14 protein-coding genes are annotated in these 16,300 nt (G+C 44.8%); all 14 read right to left on the minus strand.

The genetic code is table 11. The annotated features are described in order from the left end of the window. Window positions 1-172: 172 nt before the first annotated feature. Window positions 173-874 (minus strand): RNA polymerase sporulation sigma factor SigK, encoded by a 702-nt coding sequence (sigK, locus tag OB236_RS04540; RefSeq protein ID WP_262682963.1) that lies wholly within the window; start codon window positions 872-874, stop codon window positions 173-175. Window positions 875-1,037: 163 nt separating this feature from the next. After that, window positions 1,038-1,916, minus strand: a complete 879-nt coding sequence (locus OB236_RS04545; protein WP_317259311.1) for an ROK family protein — start codon at window positions 1,914-1,916, stop codon at window positions 1,038-1,040. A 49-nt stretch (window positions 1,917-1,965) separates the two neighbouring features. Then, on the minus strand, window positions 1,966-2,670 hold the full coding sequence (locus OB236_RS04550; RefSeq protein ID WP_179097504.1) for an MgtC/SapB family protein: 705 nt from the start codon (window positions 2,668-2,670) through the stop codon (window positions 1,966-1,968). 85 nt (window positions 2,671-2,755) lie between these two features. Continuing rightward, a complete protein-coding gene (locus tag OB236_RS04555; RefSeq protein ID WP_262682965.1) occupies window positions 2,756-3,760 on the minus strand; it encodes a zinc-dependent alcohol dehydrogenase family protein in 1,005 nt (334 codons plus the stop codon). 57 nt (window positions 3,761-3,817) lie between these two features. Then, window positions 3,818-4,546, minus strand: a complete 729-nt coding sequence (locus OB236_RS04560) for a glycerophosphodiester phosphodiesterase (protein WP_262682966.1) — start codon at window positions 4,544-4,546, stop codon at window positions 3,818-3,820. Window positions 4,547-4,580: 34 nt separating this feature from the next. Then, window positions 4,581-5,549: a ComEC/Rec2 family competence protein gene (locus OB236_RS04565; RefSeq protein ID WP_262682967.1), complete on the minus strand. Its 969-nt coding sequence runs from the start codon at window positions 5,547-5,549 to the stop codon at window positions 4,581-4,583. A 17-nt stretch (window positions 5,550-5,566) separates the two neighbouring features. Next, complete coding sequence (locus OB236_RS04570) at window positions 5,567-6,370, minus strand: histidinol-phosphatase (RefSeq protein WP_262682968.1); 804 nt, start codon at window positions 6,368-6,370, stop codon at window positions 5,567-5,569. Between the two features lie 46 nt (window positions 6,371-6,416). Further along, complete coding sequence (locus OB236_RS04575) at window positions 6,417-7,286, minus strand: carbohydrate ABC transporter permease (protein WP_076231859.1); 870 nt, start codon at window positions 7,284-7,286, stop codon at window positions 6,417-6,419. Window positions 7,287-7,301: 15 nt separating this feature from the next. Continuing rightward, a complete protein-coding gene (locus tag OB236_RS04580; protein ID WP_262682969.1) occupies window positions 7,302-8,222 on the minus strand; it encodes an ABC transporter permease in 921 nt (306 codons plus the stop codon). Window positions 8,223-8,305: 83 nt separating this feature from the next. Continuing rightward, window positions 8,306-9,823 carry a type 2 periplasmic-binding domain-containing protein gene (locus OB236_RS04585; protein WP_076231855.1) on the minus strand — a complete coding sequence of 506 codons (1,518 nt, stop codon included), beginning with the start codon at window positions 9,821-9,823 and terminating at the stop codon, window positions 8,306-8,308. Window positions 9,824-10,041: 218 nt separating this feature from the next. After that, on the minus strand, window positions 10,042-12,390 hold the full coding sequence (locus OB236_RS04590) for an AraC family transcriptional regulator (RefSeq protein WP_262683079.1): 2,349 nt from the start codon (window positions 12,388-12,390) through the stop codon (window positions 10,042-10,044). 391 nt (window positions 12,391-12,781) lie between these two features. Continuing rightward, complete coding sequence (locus tag OB236_RS04595; RefSeq protein ID WP_076231850.1) at window positions 12,782-13,660, minus strand: carbohydrate ABC transporter permease; 879 nt, start codon at window positions 13,658-13,660, stop codon at window positions 12,782-12,784. An 18-nt stretch (window positions 13,661-13,678) separates the two neighbouring features. Continuing rightward, complete coding sequence (locus tag OB236_RS04600; RefSeq protein ID WP_317259312.1) at window positions 13,679-14,644, minus strand: ABC transporter permease; 966 nt, start codon at window positions 14,642-14,644, stop codon at window positions 13,679-13,681. Between the two features lie 94 nt (window positions 14,645-14,738). Beyond that, window positions 14,739-16,247, minus strand: coding sequence for an extracellular solute-binding protein (locus OB236_RS04605; protein ID WP_262682971.1), 1,509 nt, complete (start codon window positions 16,245-16,247; stop codon window positions 14,739-14,741). Window positions 16,248-16,300: the final 53 nt, after the last annotated feature.

The raw sequence follows: 16,300 nt of genomic DNA on the forward strand, positions 1-16,300 counted from the left end.
GCTACCCGCGAAAAGTACTCCCATCCGCTCCCCAGTTGCAGATGATACTCTCACTATTATCATGAAACATTTTCAACAACTTAGAGTAGCTAGTCCATGACAAATACGTCCATTCACATATAGATGAGAGCCTGCCGTCAAGGCAGACTCGTTCATGCTTAATATTTCACAACTACCGTTTCACCTTGTAAAACTCATGATACAGCTTCATTAATGCACGCTTCTCAATCCTCGATACATACGAACGCGAGATGCCCAGCGACTTGGCAATTTCACGCTGTGTTCGCTCCTCGCCGCCAGCCTCCAGCCCGAAACGACCTACAACGACCTCGCGCTCACGCTCCTCCAAGATGTCCAGATTCCTGTAAATTTTTGACTTTTCAATCTTCAGCTGCACCAGATCTGCTACATCATCTGCTTCGGAACCGAGAATATCGATTAACGTAATCTCGTTCCCTTCCTTATCCGTTCCAATCGGATCATGCAGGGATACATCCTTGCGGGTTTTCTTAAGCGACCTTAAATGCATAAGTATTTCGTTCTCGATGCAGCGGGCTGCGAAGGTAGCCAGCTTTGTTCCTTTATCAGGCGAAAATGATTCGATCGCCTTGATCAATCCAATCGTGCCGATTGAGATCAGATCCTCTAGATCCTCGCCAGTGTTGTCAAACTTTTTGACGATATGCGCGACGAGACGTAAGTTATGTTCGATGAGTAAATTACGCGAATGTTGATTCCCGGCTGCCATTTGTCTTAAATGTTTATCCTCATCCGCTTCAGATAACGGTTGGGGAAAGGCATTGTTTTTGACATACGAAACCAGCAGTACGACCTCTTTAATAAACAAAGCTATTGCCGAGAACAGTCCAGGCATACTCAGTCACCCCCACGTTGCGATTAGTATCATCATATGTGGGTGATAGCCTATAAGTGCCTGTACCTTTAAAATTAGAAAAAACTCGATTTGGCAATGCCTTTTTGGATCGGGGGATTGCATTGTAATCTATAACAGGATTGCGAGCGATCAGCCGACGGTCTTACAGCTGAAGAAGCTCATGCTTGGCAAGCAGCAATGCTCCACTAAGCCCAGCATTATCGCCCAAACCAGGTGATACGATGTAGCGATCGATTCCTGAGACAAGCTCATCCATCTGTACATAGCCGTTTAACATCTGCGTAACTTGGTCATGGATCAGAGGGAATAGTTGCTTTTGCTTCATGACTCCACCACCCAGAATGATTTTTTTGGGTGAAAGAATATAGATGAGGTGCGTTACTGCTTGGGCTAAATAATAAGCTTCAAACTCCCAGACCTGGTCATTTTGCTGTAGATTATGCCCTTTCTGGCTCCATCTTTTTTCAATTGCAGGACCTGCAGCTACTCCCTCCAAACAATCCTGATGATAGGGACAGTTTCCTGCATATTTGTCTTCCGGATGCCGTTTTACAGGGATATGCCCCATTTCTGGATGGAGCAAGCCATGCAATAATTTCCCCTCGACGATGGCTCCAGCCCCAATTCCAGTACCAATCGTGACATATACACAGCTGTCCAGCCCTTTTGCCGCTCCCCACTGTGCTTCTCCTAAAGCTGCTGCATTAACATCTGTGTCAAAACCGATTGGGACATGAATATGTTTTTGAAGTTCTTGCAAAATAGGGTATTGATTCCAATGGGGCTTCGGTGTCGTTGTCACATAACCATAGGTAGGGCTTTTTTTATTCAAGTCCACCGGACCAAAAGAACCGATACCAATCGCTTCAACCTTCTTATTTTCAAAAAAACGAACAACCTGTCCCATTGTCTCGTCTGGTGTTGTTGTAGAAAAGCTCTCACGTTCTATGATCTCACCGTGCTCATTGCCTAATCCACAAACAAATTTCGTGCCCCCGGCTTCAATTGCACCCAAAATCATTGACGTAAATCCCCCTTAAGCAAGTAACTTCCTACACCATTTATAACGATCACATAGGCAATCGCTGGTGAACCCTCACCCTATCATGACCAGGACTAGTTTCAACTGAAAGAATGGAATCTAGTCCTTTGATCTGCTCGACCGCCAATAAGATTTTATTCCGATCCTTAACCTGCAGGTTAAAATAGAATTGGGTTTTCGCTCTCCCGTCTTCGTCATCCATTTGATCCAAATCATGCGTCATTTTTACATTTATGATTTGAATGCCTTGTTCACTGAATTTATAAGCAATGTTTCCAAGCATACCGGGATCATCATGCGCTTTGACCGTGACATCATTATTTCGGCGGTGCCTTAGTAAATACTTCTCCCATTTGTTTAACAGAAGAAGGCTGATAAGAACCAGAAGCGTCGCAACAAAGGCAGGGTATATAAACCCCGCGCCAACGCACAAGCCTATGCTTGCTACAACCCAAATCGAGGCTGCCGTGGTTAACCCTTTAATAGAAGAACCGTTACGGAGAATAGCGCCAGCTCCAAGAAAACCAATACCGCTAATGACCTGAGCCGCCAAACGGGCAGGGTCAATCCGTACGTTGACCTCCGCAACAAACTCGGAGAAGCCGTAGATCGAGAGCAGCATAATGGTGGCTGAACCCAAACATACCAAAATGTGTGTACGGAAGCCTGCTGCATGGTTATGCCATTCACGCTCCATGCCAACCAATCCACCGAGAACAACAGCAAGCACCATTCGCCATAGAAGCTCAACGTTGCTAATGAACCAAATGCTGGATATTCCGTTCAACGTGTTCACTTCTTTCTTCTCGCTTTCTAAATCAATAAACGATGATCCCTTTGGTCACATTCATACCTGCATAATTATCCATAATTTGCGGTACTTCATTTAGCGGGAATCGATGGCTGATTAAAGGCTCCACCTTGACGATCTTTTGGTCAATCAGAGCGATTGCTTCTTCATGCGTATGTGGATTAATAAAGGAACCGAATATACAAAGCTCCTTGGTGAAAATTGCATAAGGTGACACTTGGATTTGCGTTGACGGATTGGCGACGCCAAATAATAGCACCTGCCCCCCCTTTCTTGCAGCTTCAATGGCAAGCTCCATCGATTCCTTGCGTCCCACGCATTCAATGATTACGTCGAATTCTCCCTTGAGCTGCTCCATTACTAAAGCGGTTGGCTGCACGACTTCATCAGCACCCAGTGCCAACAACGCCTTATGCTTTTCTGCAGCAGGCTCACTAACCACGATCCTTGCTGCACTTTGCTTTTTCACCAATTGCAGGAATAATTGTCCGATAAAGCCACCACCGATCAGCAGCACGGAATGAATCGGGCGAATGTCGACTTTCTTGAAGCCATGTAGCACACAGCCAAGTGGCTCAACCATTGCCCCCTCCGCAAAGCTCATCGAATCCGGCAGTAAATAGCAATTCGCAGCGGGTACGATTGCATATTCACCCATGCCTCCATCACGTGTAACACCAACAGCTTGAAGGTGGTCACATAGATGCGATTGGCCATTGCGGCAATATCGGCAGCTTCCGCAGTACATATTCGGGTCTATCGATACCCGGTCTCCTGCTTTAAATGGCTTCACGTGCTCCCCGCATTCTGTGACGATACCAGCCAGCTCATGGCCGAGCACAATCGGTGGGGTTACGGCTGCGGAGCCTGGGTTTCCGTGATAAATGTGCTGGTCTGTGCCGCAAATGCCGCAGCTTTTGACTTGAATCCTCATTTCATCGGGTTTAAGCTCCGTTGTTTTCCATTCCATAACTTCAATCTGGTGAGCTTCTTTGAGTACGGCTGCTTTCATTGCTCTATCTCCTTCATCCAGTCATATAACCACACTTCATACGAACCGGCACAATGATTAAACCTCGAGACGCAATTTCGGGTTGCTTTTATAAAGGTCAGCCCAACGCTCCAGTTCATCGGTCGTAACCAATGCGGCCGGATATTTGTCCGCAATGATCTCCATTTCTTCCATAGAGTTGATCACTCCGGGACCACAAATAATGCCGTTATCTCTCATAAGCTTATCGTACACCGGTGTCAGGAATTTAAGCTGTGAACCCAGAAAGGTACAACGCATTTCTTTCATAAAAGGGAATACGTGCGGCATATTACCACTGCAAAGTGCTCCTAATTCAATGTCCTTATCAAGCTCTCTCGTCCGCATGAGGGAGAAATGGTCGAACGATATAATCTGTGACTGTTCCAGTGTATCTGTACTGTAAACGACGTTAAGCGTTGCTTCCTCCAGATTGGGATACATGTCACCGGCCTGCTTCAGTTCGATAAGCACTTTAATTTTACCCTTGAGCAAATCCATCGTCTCTTCAAGCGTCGGGATCGTTTCCGTCCCACCAATTGAGAATTGCTTCAATTCCTTCAGCGTATAATCTCGAATAAATCCTTTCCCGTCGGACAACCGATCAATGGAATAATCATGGGTAACAACCGGAACACCATCCTTACTCAAATGAACATCCAGTTCCAGGTGGGTAAAATTTAAATCGCAAGCAGCTTGAAACGACGACAATGTATTCTCTGGAAATTTCCTGGGATAACCACGATGTGCAATACCTCTGATTTTCATATAAAATTCCTCCATATACGATAGTTTATTGTTTTTAATTACGGCTGCATGACGGAAAATATACGGTTTCGCTGTAGTCCTGTGCTTCGGCACTGCAGGTCACACTGTAGCCGTCTGTCGTTAATTCGATCGTTTCGAATACATCCGTTCTGAACACTTTGGCACCATTTTTACTATAAAGATGGTTGTTTGCAGCAAAAGCGGCCTTGTTTTCAACAATATAATAATTACTCGGGATGATAACCACCCGTGCATCACAAGCTTCTATCAATTCCCGGTTAAGGGATTGGTCTCCACCATGATGTGCTGCTTTAAGCAAGAACAGCTTGGACAGCTGTTTGCTGGCAGCAGACTGCAGGATGCCTTCCGTCTGCTGTGCAGCGCAATCACCCGGAAACAATGCAGTAAACTCTTTAAAGCTTAGCTTCAACACCAAATTCAAGTTATTCAAATTAACGTTTGGCTCCATTTCATCCTGCTGAAACAACGGAACATCGATGATGTCCCAATACAAGTCAACATCGATCCGGATTTGCTCGCCAATATTCTCTCTACTAATAGCTCGATGGAGATGCTTATTTCGTTGAAGGATAGTATCAAATTGCTGCCAATTATCATAGTTTTGGTCGGCAACCCCGCCTTTTTCGACATCTTTTCCAGATACGGGAGCATAAATGATCTGGTCAACAGCAATGTCCGGATGCTCCAAAATATCAATGAAACCGCCAAAATGATCCTGATGGGGATGGGTGAGAATTGCCATATCTATTCGTGTAATGCCAGACTCCAGCAAATAAGGGATGATGATCTGCTGGCACTGGCTTTTCTTGCCTGCATCCATCAGGATATGAAACGTCCTTTCCGCTTGGTAGTAGCTGAACAGGAAGCTGTCGGCAGGCATTTCCACTGGCACACCCAATGGCGTATGCTCTTTTGAGTTCAGATTAAAGGTCTTGATGCGCAAATATCCTGTCTCAGGTTGATAAGCATGCTGCTGTTTCATCGCTAGTTCCCCTCGCATTAAATCGATATGCTTACAGGCTTAAGGTTGCGGAACATGATCAATTCCTTATAGCCCAATTGCTTCAATAAGGTGATTGTTGAATCCCAATGCTCCCCTACCCGCATAGGTCGGTGCGAATCGGAGCCAAAGGTGACTTTAACTCCATAATGGCTGGCTATTTCAAGCACCTCTCGGCACGGATTAATCCCTTCCCCACGCTCGATCCCTGAGGTATTGACCTCGTACACCGCATCGGTTTCTGCAAATACCTGCATCGTCTTTTCAACTAGCGGACCGCATGATTGCATGAAATCCTTATAATATCGTCTGATTAAATCCATATGGCCAATAATCTGAAACACGCCGCTTTTGGCTGCTTGCTGCAGCAGGTCAAAATAGATGAATTTCTCCAGTTCCAACTGCTCCTCATCAAGCACCGTCCACAGACCTCTATCCGATATATGCTTGCCGCCCGAAATATGGATAGATCCAATGAGATAGTCGATGGGATATTTGCGGTATATGTCGGCATAAAGCTTTATCGAATCCGTAAAATAATCCGACTCCACACCTACTAAAACTTCAATTTTACCTTCATACTGCTTCTTAAGCTTCACCACCTCTTCGATATACTTTGGAAACTCACTCTTCGCCATCGCCAATCCTGGTGAGGGATGGTCCTCTTCTGCGGCAAAATAAGGAGAATGATCTGAAATCCCGATTGCCGACAACCCTAAGTCGATAGCGGAGCGGATGTAACTCTCAATTTCATCGACTGCATGCCCGCAGCGATGATGGTGTGTGTGCAAATCAAACTTCATTTTATGCCTTCCTCCCAATTGGTTCCAACCAATAATTTCATCCAGCTCATCCCTTTACGGAACCAACCAGTGTGCCTTTTACAAAATACTTTTGAATAAATGGATATACCAATAAAATAGGCAAAGTGCTGACCATAATGACTGCTGATTTCAGTGTATCGGCAGGCGGTAATTCATTCGTCAAATCCATTTGTTCATCTTGAAGTGAACCGCTGAGTAATATATTGCGCATGAACACCTGAACCGGATACTTGTGTGTATCATTCAGATAGATAGAGGCTTGAAACCATTCATTCCAATGATAAACCCCGTAAAACAACCCGATTGTAGCAAACGACGGCATCGATAATGGGACAATGATCTTCATTAACACTTTAGCTGGTGAGGCGCCGTCAATTACGGCTGATTCCTCAAGCTCAATCGGAATCGACATGAAGAAATTGCGCATAATGAACGTATTCCACGCACTAACAAGCGATGGCAGAACTAATACCCATAACGAATTTTGCAAACCGATATACTTGATAAGCAAATAACTCGGGATTAAACCGCCGTGAAAGATCATCGTAATAAAAATGAAAGTAACGGCGATATTTTTCCCCGGCAATTCCCTGCGGGCCAGACTGTAAGCGAGCATGGCAGTCACGATCAAATTCAGCGCTGTTCCCACCAGTACACGGAAGAGAGTAACTTGGTACGCACCCCAAATTAATGTGCTGTCGAATAATACCATCCGATAAGCTGTCCAATCCAACTCTTCAGGGAATAAAATAAAGGCACCTCGCCGCATCCACTCTTTTTCACTAACCAAGGAAGTAGATAAAACCGACAAAAATGGCAGTAAAAAGGCTAGAGATACGAGGACAAGGACAATGTAGATCAACCATTGGGTTGTTTTTTCTCTTTTGTTAATCATAGTATTTCCCTCCCCTTACCACAGCCCAGGCTGATCCATTTTTTTGACGATGTAATTGGCGAGCAGAATTAAGACCATACCCACAATATTTTTGAACACACCAATGGCTGCCGCGAAAGAATATTGCATTTGCAGCAGGCCTTGCCGATATACATACGTATCAATGATATCCGCAACTTGATACACGGACGGAGAATACAATAGAAAGATCTGCTCGAACCCGGCTTCCAAAAATTTGCCTACATTCAAGATGAGCAGAATGGATACGACAAAACTAATGCCAGGCAAAGTAATATGCCACATTTGCCGTAAACGGTTGGCTCCGTCCATCTTGGCAGCTTCATAAAGCTGCGGATCGATCCCCGCCATGGCTGCAAGATATAAAATACTTCCCCAACCTATCGATTGCCATACGTCGGAAATGACCAGGATGGTTCGAAAATAGGCCGGCTCACCCAAAAAGGAAACTGCTTCTTTACCGAGCGCGCTTAGAATGGCATTCAGTATCCCATTGTCTGTTGACAACAAATTGGTCAATAACCCGGCAACAACAACCATGGAAATAAAGTGCGGCAAATAAGAAATGGTCTGCACGCTTTTTTTGAACCATTTGCTCGTGACCTCATTCAATAATAGAGCGAGCAGGATCGGAGCGGGAAAACCAAAAAAAAGTTTATACAAACTGATGATAACGGTATTTCCAAGCACATTCCAAAAATAATAGGAATCGAAAAAACGCTTGAAATGTGCGAGGCCTACCCACTCGCCGCCGAATATTCCCTCGATACCATCAAAAGGTGTGATGTCCTTGAACGCGATGGATACACCAAACATCGGGATGTAATGAAAGATGAAGAAGTAAAGCAGACCGGGAAGCATCAGAAAATAATAAAACTTCTGCCTTCTCCAAATATTTCCAACATTCTGTGAATTCATAGTTGTAACTCTCCCGTCCAGCCATTCAATAAGGCGATGCGGCAGGTCCAGATAAACCTAACCTGCCGATACGCAGTATGGGCTTATTTCTTTTGTTTGTTATACTGTTCCGTTTGGAAATCAATCAGTTTATCAAGACCTGCCTTGTATAGCTCATCTACAAACTTATTGTAGTCACTAATTGGACGGGCACCCATAATAAACTTGATAACTTCCTCTTTCCGGAGACGATCCAAATCGCCCGCGTTCGGTACCTTTTCCTTCAGAGCCATCTGGTCATAAATGACACCGAGATCGAGAGGCATTTTCACTTTGTCAAACTTGGTTAATTCATTATTCAGGAAATCGGAGTGCTTAACCCGCAGTGGATCATTCGTAGCATACTTTCTTTCCATAGCCAGTCCAAGAGTAATCATAAACTCTCCGGCGTATGGACTTGGATTGAATACCTCGACTGTCTTCTTGCCCTCGTCAGCCCATTTCCAATGTTTGTCCTTTAAACCGTACCAGGCAGTCAAGTGGTTCTCCACGTTTTGATACTGCCAGTTAATGAATTTAATGACCCCTTCCGGACTTTTCGAAGATTTAGTTACGAGCATGGCTGAAGATGTTCCAGGATATGCCGTTTGGAAGTAACCTTTAGGTCCTTTGATATCAGGAATTGCTTGGTAGTCCATCTCCTTCACCGTCTGTGCTACTTTCGGAGCATTAACAGTCAAACTAGAGTACCAGATGTCCACCGCACCAACACGATTGGTCTTCAACATTTCCAGTACATCATACTTGGCGAACGTCTCACGATAAATGTAGCCCTTCTGGTACCAGTCTGCCATCTTCGCCAAGAAATCGACATAACCTGGCTGCAGCTCGGGAATTTTCAGTTTGTTATCTTTTGGGTCTATCCAATTGCTGTAGCCGTTCTCGGTGAAAGCGCCGACCAAGCCATATTGAAACCGGTCGTCCAGCAGGATTGGAATGGAATCGTCCTTCCCGTTGCCATCTGGATCTTTTTCCTTGAAGGCTTTAAGCACATTCTCGAATTCATCAAGCGTCTTCGGCATCGGGAGGTTCAGCTTCTGCAGCCAGTCAGCACGAACCCAAAGCGGGAAAGGAGCTGTCGTAATAATTCGTGGAATACCCCAGATTTTCCCGTCCTTGTCCGTCATAAGCTTCCAAGCATCGGCATCCCACGCCTTCTTGATGTCGGGACCGTATTTGTCCAGAAGATCATTCAGTGGGATAATGGCCTGTTTGTATTCATCCCAGCCTCCTTGAAAAACATCCAGTTGGTCGCCTGAGGCGAGCAGAACATTCAGCTTATCCTTCTCGGAGCCTTTAGGAGGGATGATTGCCTTTGCTTCTACGCCAGTTTGTTCTTTAACATATTTCGTCACTTCTTCCAGCGCTTTCGGGTCACTGCCTTCCGGTTTGCGGGAGATCGCATTCGTGTTCATATAAATGACGATTTTGGAAGCGTCCTTAGACTGTTCTTTAACCGTACCTCCCGCCGCTGGTTTAGCCGGCGTATTGTTGGAGCACGCAGCAACGAGTGTGACCATCATTGATGCGGCAACGGTCGTTCCAATCCACTTTCTGTTCATTCTCTTTTACCTCCCCATATGTTTTCATTTGTTCGCGGTCATTATTAAGACCTTCTTGAATGAAGCGCTTTCATCCCGCAATCAGAGCATAGCATGCTTAAAACGATGAAATATATAGTAGTTTCACCATGTCAAAAGATTAATGCGAAAAATGGTGGTGTGTGCCCATCAAGTCGGCTTCTTTCCTTGATTTTAATAAAAGTGATATCAAGATTGTATTACTCCCGCACGTGCTGCTTACGGTATTCTCCAGGAGTCATGCCCGTCGCTTCTTTGAACAGCTTAATAAAATAATACGAATTCTGGTAGCCAACGCTTGTGGCCACATCGCCAACCTTCATGTCCGTCGTTTCCAGTAGCAGCTTTCCCTGTTCAATCCGCCGAGACGTCACAAATTCAACGAACGTCTTACCAACAAATTGCTTGAACAAACGGCTGACATAGGAAGGATTGAGCGACAATCGGCTGGCAACTGCATTTAAGCTCAGGTCTTGGCTCAAATCCGCATCAATGATATCCAGTATTTTGGTAATATGATTGGTTCCTTTGGCATTAAATTCTTCCGACACGGATACAATCACTCGATCCGTAAGTTCTTCGAACCAGTCGGTAATATCCTCAATCCTCTGTTTATTCGCAAGCTTCTGATAGGGATCCAGCCCGAACAACGTATCCGTCTTACCTCCGATCGCCGAAATCCCATACTGCAGACCCTGGAGCAGCTGTGCGAAGAAAGAACGGGCTTCATTGTAGTGGATGCGTTTCTCCTTGATGTTCTCCACAATGGCGTCCAACGTCTGCTTAGCATCCTCCGATTTCCCCAATTTAATGTTTGCGACATACGCTTCGGACAGCTGTTTGAACCAATCCTGGTCCCCACTGGAAATCAAAGATACGTCACCAATAAAAATGACTTGATTGCCGCCATATAAAAATCTAAATTGCAGCGACTCCAATGCGCCGTGATACGAACCAGGAAGTGTGGACATATCGCTGCACGGACTGCCAATGCCGACTGTAAATCCATCTCCCATTGATTCCTGTAGCTGCTGCATCATTCCTTCAGCAATCAAAAAGACATTATCCAATGACAAGTTTCCCATAGTCATTACAATTGCTAGCTTGTCATCCTCCACTTCAGTGATCAGGACCTGTTCGCCGTCATAATTACACTGCTGCAGTAAATGAATGACCTTGATTCGGTACAAATCAATAATTTTCGGATCTTCCGCCTCCAACAATATAGTATAGTTATCCATGGATACGACAAAACAAATGACAGGACCTAATTCAAACTCGATTCCTAAATAATCAAGCTTGGCATTAATCTCTTCTTCTGTCCGGGTACTCGGCTTCAGTAGCGAAAGAATAAATTTCTCCCTATAGTAAGGCAAGCTTTCCTGCAATCTGTCAATGATCCGTTCTTTCTCATATACGGTCAACCGAACGAAATCGGCAATGTCCTGAAATTCATCCTTCAACTCTGGTTTGGAGCTGCCATCTGCTTTCTGTTTTTGTACTCTCATCGTATCCATCACTTGCTGAAGAGGCCGGTACAGCTTTTTGGAAGATAAAAAGGCAATCAAAATGGTCGCAAAAATCAAAAACAACGATGACATGAGAATCTGCTGCTTCAAGTAATTCAATCCTTGCTCCAAGCTGTCCATACTCGTATAATTGACGAACGACCAGCCAAGCTCGGGCGAGAACGTGCTGGTGATCAGCATGTTTTTCTGGATAACGGTATTATTGGTATCTTGGAACACACGTGTATCATCCTTGATGAGTTCAAGCAATTCGTCAGTCGTTTTCTCCCCGTGGGATTTGAAAATCAATCCCCGTTCCCGGGAGACGATCAGCAGGTTATCCTGATCCGACAGCTTGGATACGATCTTATCCTCAAGCTTGTCCACATCCAGATTAATAATGAAGGCATTGGACACACTTGAACGGATGATCAGAGTGATCACATTTTTCAAGCTTTGATTCGCTTGCATGGCTGGACGGGTATCGAGAAAAACCATGCCACGCTCATCGAATCGGTCCAGTGAATCAAACCAGTCCTTATCATAAAAGGAGCCATAGTCGTATTGTTTGAGCAAGGTTTCGCCGCCGAAAGTTAACACGATGCTTTTGTCACGGTCATAATAATAAACCGTATCCACATAGGAACTGGACAGTTTGAACAGATTGATGCTGTTTACTGCTTCATCTTTGTTTCTCAAATACCAGTAGTTGGTCGGCAAATCCTCTGTTTTCAAATTACCCGACAAGTTCTCATAATAATACCCGTTGGGAAAATTCTCGAAATTACGAAACGACGTATTATAAATGACTTGCTTATTGTTCTCTTGTATTTGCTGTACGAGGATCTCCATCGCGCTTTTCATTTGAGTCAGAAGAACTTGGTTTTTGGTGCTGGCTTCCTGACGGAATACTTTCGTGACATTTACATAAGCCAAGATTGATGTAACCATATTCGGAATGATGGCAATCAACAAGGAATAGGTTAAAAGCTTCACGAAAAACTTTCTGCGATGAAATAACTTTCTGACATAGGTATTCATTTTTATCACAAGCACCTTCCACTAAATTTCACGGGTTATGCACCTTGTCGGTAGCACCTGCTCATTCCGCTCCTTCAATATATCATGATTTGAAAACAATACGATATAAGAAAAGCTTCTGATCGAAGCCTATTCGGTGAAGATACATTCGTGTCCAATAGGTTGCTTTTCTTGCAATATAAAAAAAGAGGGCTTCGGATCCTGATAAAATCTCATAAAATTACCCAGGGGTTCGGAAGCATCCAATTCACGAATCCTGTAAATGGTAATAAATTACTTTTTTAATACAAAAATAAGCCCGCCCCAGTTCAGGGCAAGGCTTATTTCGTTTATTTGTTCGATACTTAAATTTACAAATATTACCTTTTACCTCGTCACAACACGTTTAGGATTACCCTTTCACTGAACCAACCATGACACCCTTCGCAAAATGCTTTTGCAAAAAAGGATAGATGAACAGGATGGGAAGGATCGCGAGGATGATAGCCGCGGAACGGACAGTCTCCGACGGTGGGGCTGAGTCGCCGATAGAGGCTTCCATGCCGGAGGTTGAAGCGCGGTTATCGAGAACCAGCGATTTGACCAGTACCTGCAGCGTCCATTTTTTGGAATCGGTCAAAAACATAAGAGCATTAAAGTAGGTGTTCCAATGAGCCACAGCAAAAAATAGAAAAAATGCGGCCAAGGCCGGCTTGCTGAGCGGCAGGATGATACGGCCAAAAACACCCAGGTCCGTACAGCCATCGATTTTGGCTGACTCCATCACTTCTACCGGCAATGAATCCATAAAGCTTTTGACCACGATCAGACTCCATGCATTGGTCAGCGACGGGAGGATCAGTGCCCAATACGAGTTCATCAAGCCCAACTCCTTAACCAGAAAAAAGCCGGGGATTAACCCTGCGCTGAACACCAGAGAAAATACAACGATCCCGTAAATCCATTTCCGGTGGGGCAATCTTTTTTCGGTCAAGCCGTAAGCCATCGTAAAGGTAAAAGCCAAATTTAAAATCGAGCCTACAATCGTAATAAACAATGTGCTGTTCAAGGCATTCAGAAAACTATCCGATGACAAAATATAGGCATATGCAGCCAAAGACCATTTTTCAGGAAACAAATGGAAGGTATATGGAACATACACGGCTCGATCCGTCAAGGACAAGCTCAACACATAAACAAAAGGAAACAGACAGGATACCGAGATGATCGCCAACAACGTATAATTCACGATATCAAAAAGCGTTATTTTTTTGTGCTGCACAAAGCTCATGGTCGATTCCCCCAGCCTTTAGTAAATGCCTTCGTGTCCCAGTTTTTTGACAATATAATTCGAGGCCATGACCAGCGCCAGACCAATAAGGCCTTTAAAAAATCCGACTGTTACCCCCACACTGTACATACCACGGAGGATTCCGTTATTGTACACATACGTGTCGAATACATCGCCCACATTACGCACTAACGGGTTCATCATCAACAGAACCTGCTCAAAATTCACATCGGTAATATGGCCCAATCGGAGGATTAACAGGATAACGATCGTCGGGCGTATGGCCGGCAAAGTAACATGCCAGATTTGCTTGAATCGACCCGCACCGTCCACAACGGCTGCCTCATACCTCTCCGGGTTGACGCCTGCTATAGCAGCCAGGAAAATAATCGTTCCCCAGCCCGCATCCTTCCATATGCTTTGTACCGTGACCATTCCCCAGAACAGCTTGCTGTCATTCAGAAAGGAATAAGGCTCCAAACCGACAGCCCGTATGACCTTGTTAATCAAACCGACATCAACAGATAACATGAAAAAGGTCAGACTCGCAATCACGACCCATGACAAAAAATGCGGCATATAAATTAACGATTGATTCACCCTTTTGAACACTTCGTGACGAACCTCGTTGAGCATAATTGCCAAAAGCACAGGCAGCGGAAAAAAGAACACAAGCCCAAATACATTGATTAATAGTGTATTGCGCAGCATGATATAAAAATGCTCATCCGCAAACATCTCGTTAAAATGCTTCAGTCCCACCCACGGGCTGGCGGCAAATCCATCAATGGGGCTGTAATCTTTAAAGGCAAGCAGCAGGCCCCACATCGGTACCATCTTAAATACAGCAAAAAACAGAAATCCCGGTATCACCAGCAAATACATATGCCTGTATTTCACATATTGCGACCATGCTGAACGAGAACGGACCCGTTCCCGGGAGTTTGCTGCCGTTTTATTCCATTCAGCCTTTTGAACTTCCATCATCATGCTCCTTCCATTAAAAAATGGGAGGGTCAACGGATAGGTGCAGCCAGCTGTCAGCCGCCCGTTCGTCCGTTCCGTTGACCTGGGTTGATTAATTCCCGAAGTATTCCTTATAGCTGGCGGCAAGCTCTACGAACGATTTTTTCAATACGGCGTTATTCCTTAAGCCTTCAATATATTGCTTGTATTGATCCATCGTAATGATACCCATAATGGCTTCCGTTCTTTTCTTTTCAAATTCATCTGCAAATTTCGGCCATTCCGCCGTCCAGGTCGTCGATCGGATAATCCGGAAGGGATCGACCGTCAGCTCTTTATATAATGGCTTCACTTTTTCGCGATTTGCCAAATCGACTTCAATCGGGGCAAGCGGGCTGTCTACTTTATCCCACTCGTTTCTTTTAATTGTAAACGGATCATTCGTAAAGCTTTGAATTTCCTTGAGCCCGATATCGGTCATGATGTACTTTCCATTTTCCACCTTATGGTGGACGCCCTCATATCCATAAAATAACGCTTGGGAATTTTCATCGCTGGCTGCCATATTGAAAACATCAAGAATTTTTTTAACTTTTTCTTCAGGCACTTTTTTGGAAATGAACAGACCGCCTGTAAACCCCGGCTCCAAATAAGCGCTGTAGCCCCCTGGCCCTTTTAGTGACGGGACCAGCTCTACACTGGCTTTGGGGTTGACCTTTTTATTTTCCTGATCCATCCGGTATTGATGCCAGAAATTTTTGGTATGAAATATCGTTTTACCGGAACCGAAGAAATTATCCGGCTCAAGGCCTTTGACTGCGGAAAACTCCTTGGACATCAAGCCGTCCGCATATAATTTATGGTACCAATCCACCATGTCCGTATAAGCATCGCTTAGTAAATTACGGTACATGCCGCCTTCTTTGTTGTATTGTGGGGTAAAGGTGCCGAAGGAAGAAGCAATCGATTCAAAAAACAGCGTTCCTATCAGCTTGTTGCCTGTATCCTTGGCTTTGATCTGTTTTAACGCTGTGTACAGCTCATCTGTCGTTTTGGGTAAAGGCAGACCAACATCATCCAGCAAATCCTTGCGGATCATCCAGCCTGTATTGATTTGAGAGCGGGCTCTCGGAATAAAGAAATACGTGCCTTTATATTTGGAAAACTTCCATGCCGCTTCGGGTATGTTCTTTTTCAAATTCGGATATTTGCTTAAATCTCCGAGCAGTGGGCCTAAATCCCAAAAGATGCCTTTATCTACCGCGTTTAATGTACCGATATCATGAGGGTTCTGGGCGGATACGACATCCGGCAATTCTCCGGTCGCCATCGCCAGATTCAGCTTCGTTTGAAATTCGACATCCGGAATCCATTCAATAGCCAGCTGCAGGTTGTTATCCTTCTGAAATTTGGTCCAAAATTGATTTTTCATGTCGGGAACCGCAGCAAAGGTTGATACCATCGTGCTATAGGCAAAGGGCTTATTGTCTGCTGCAGTCGGCTGACTGTCCGTGCCCTTTGCATCATTGGCTGCTGGGGCCGCACTACAGGCTGCCAGCGCAGATAAGGTCATACCCAGTGCGAGATACCCGGCTGTTCTTGACAACACTTTACTTTGCATGCCAATCATCCCCTCATTATAGAAATCTTTAATGCGCCCTTGTTAAACGCTTA

This window comes from Paenibacillus baimaensis (assembly GCF_025567575.1).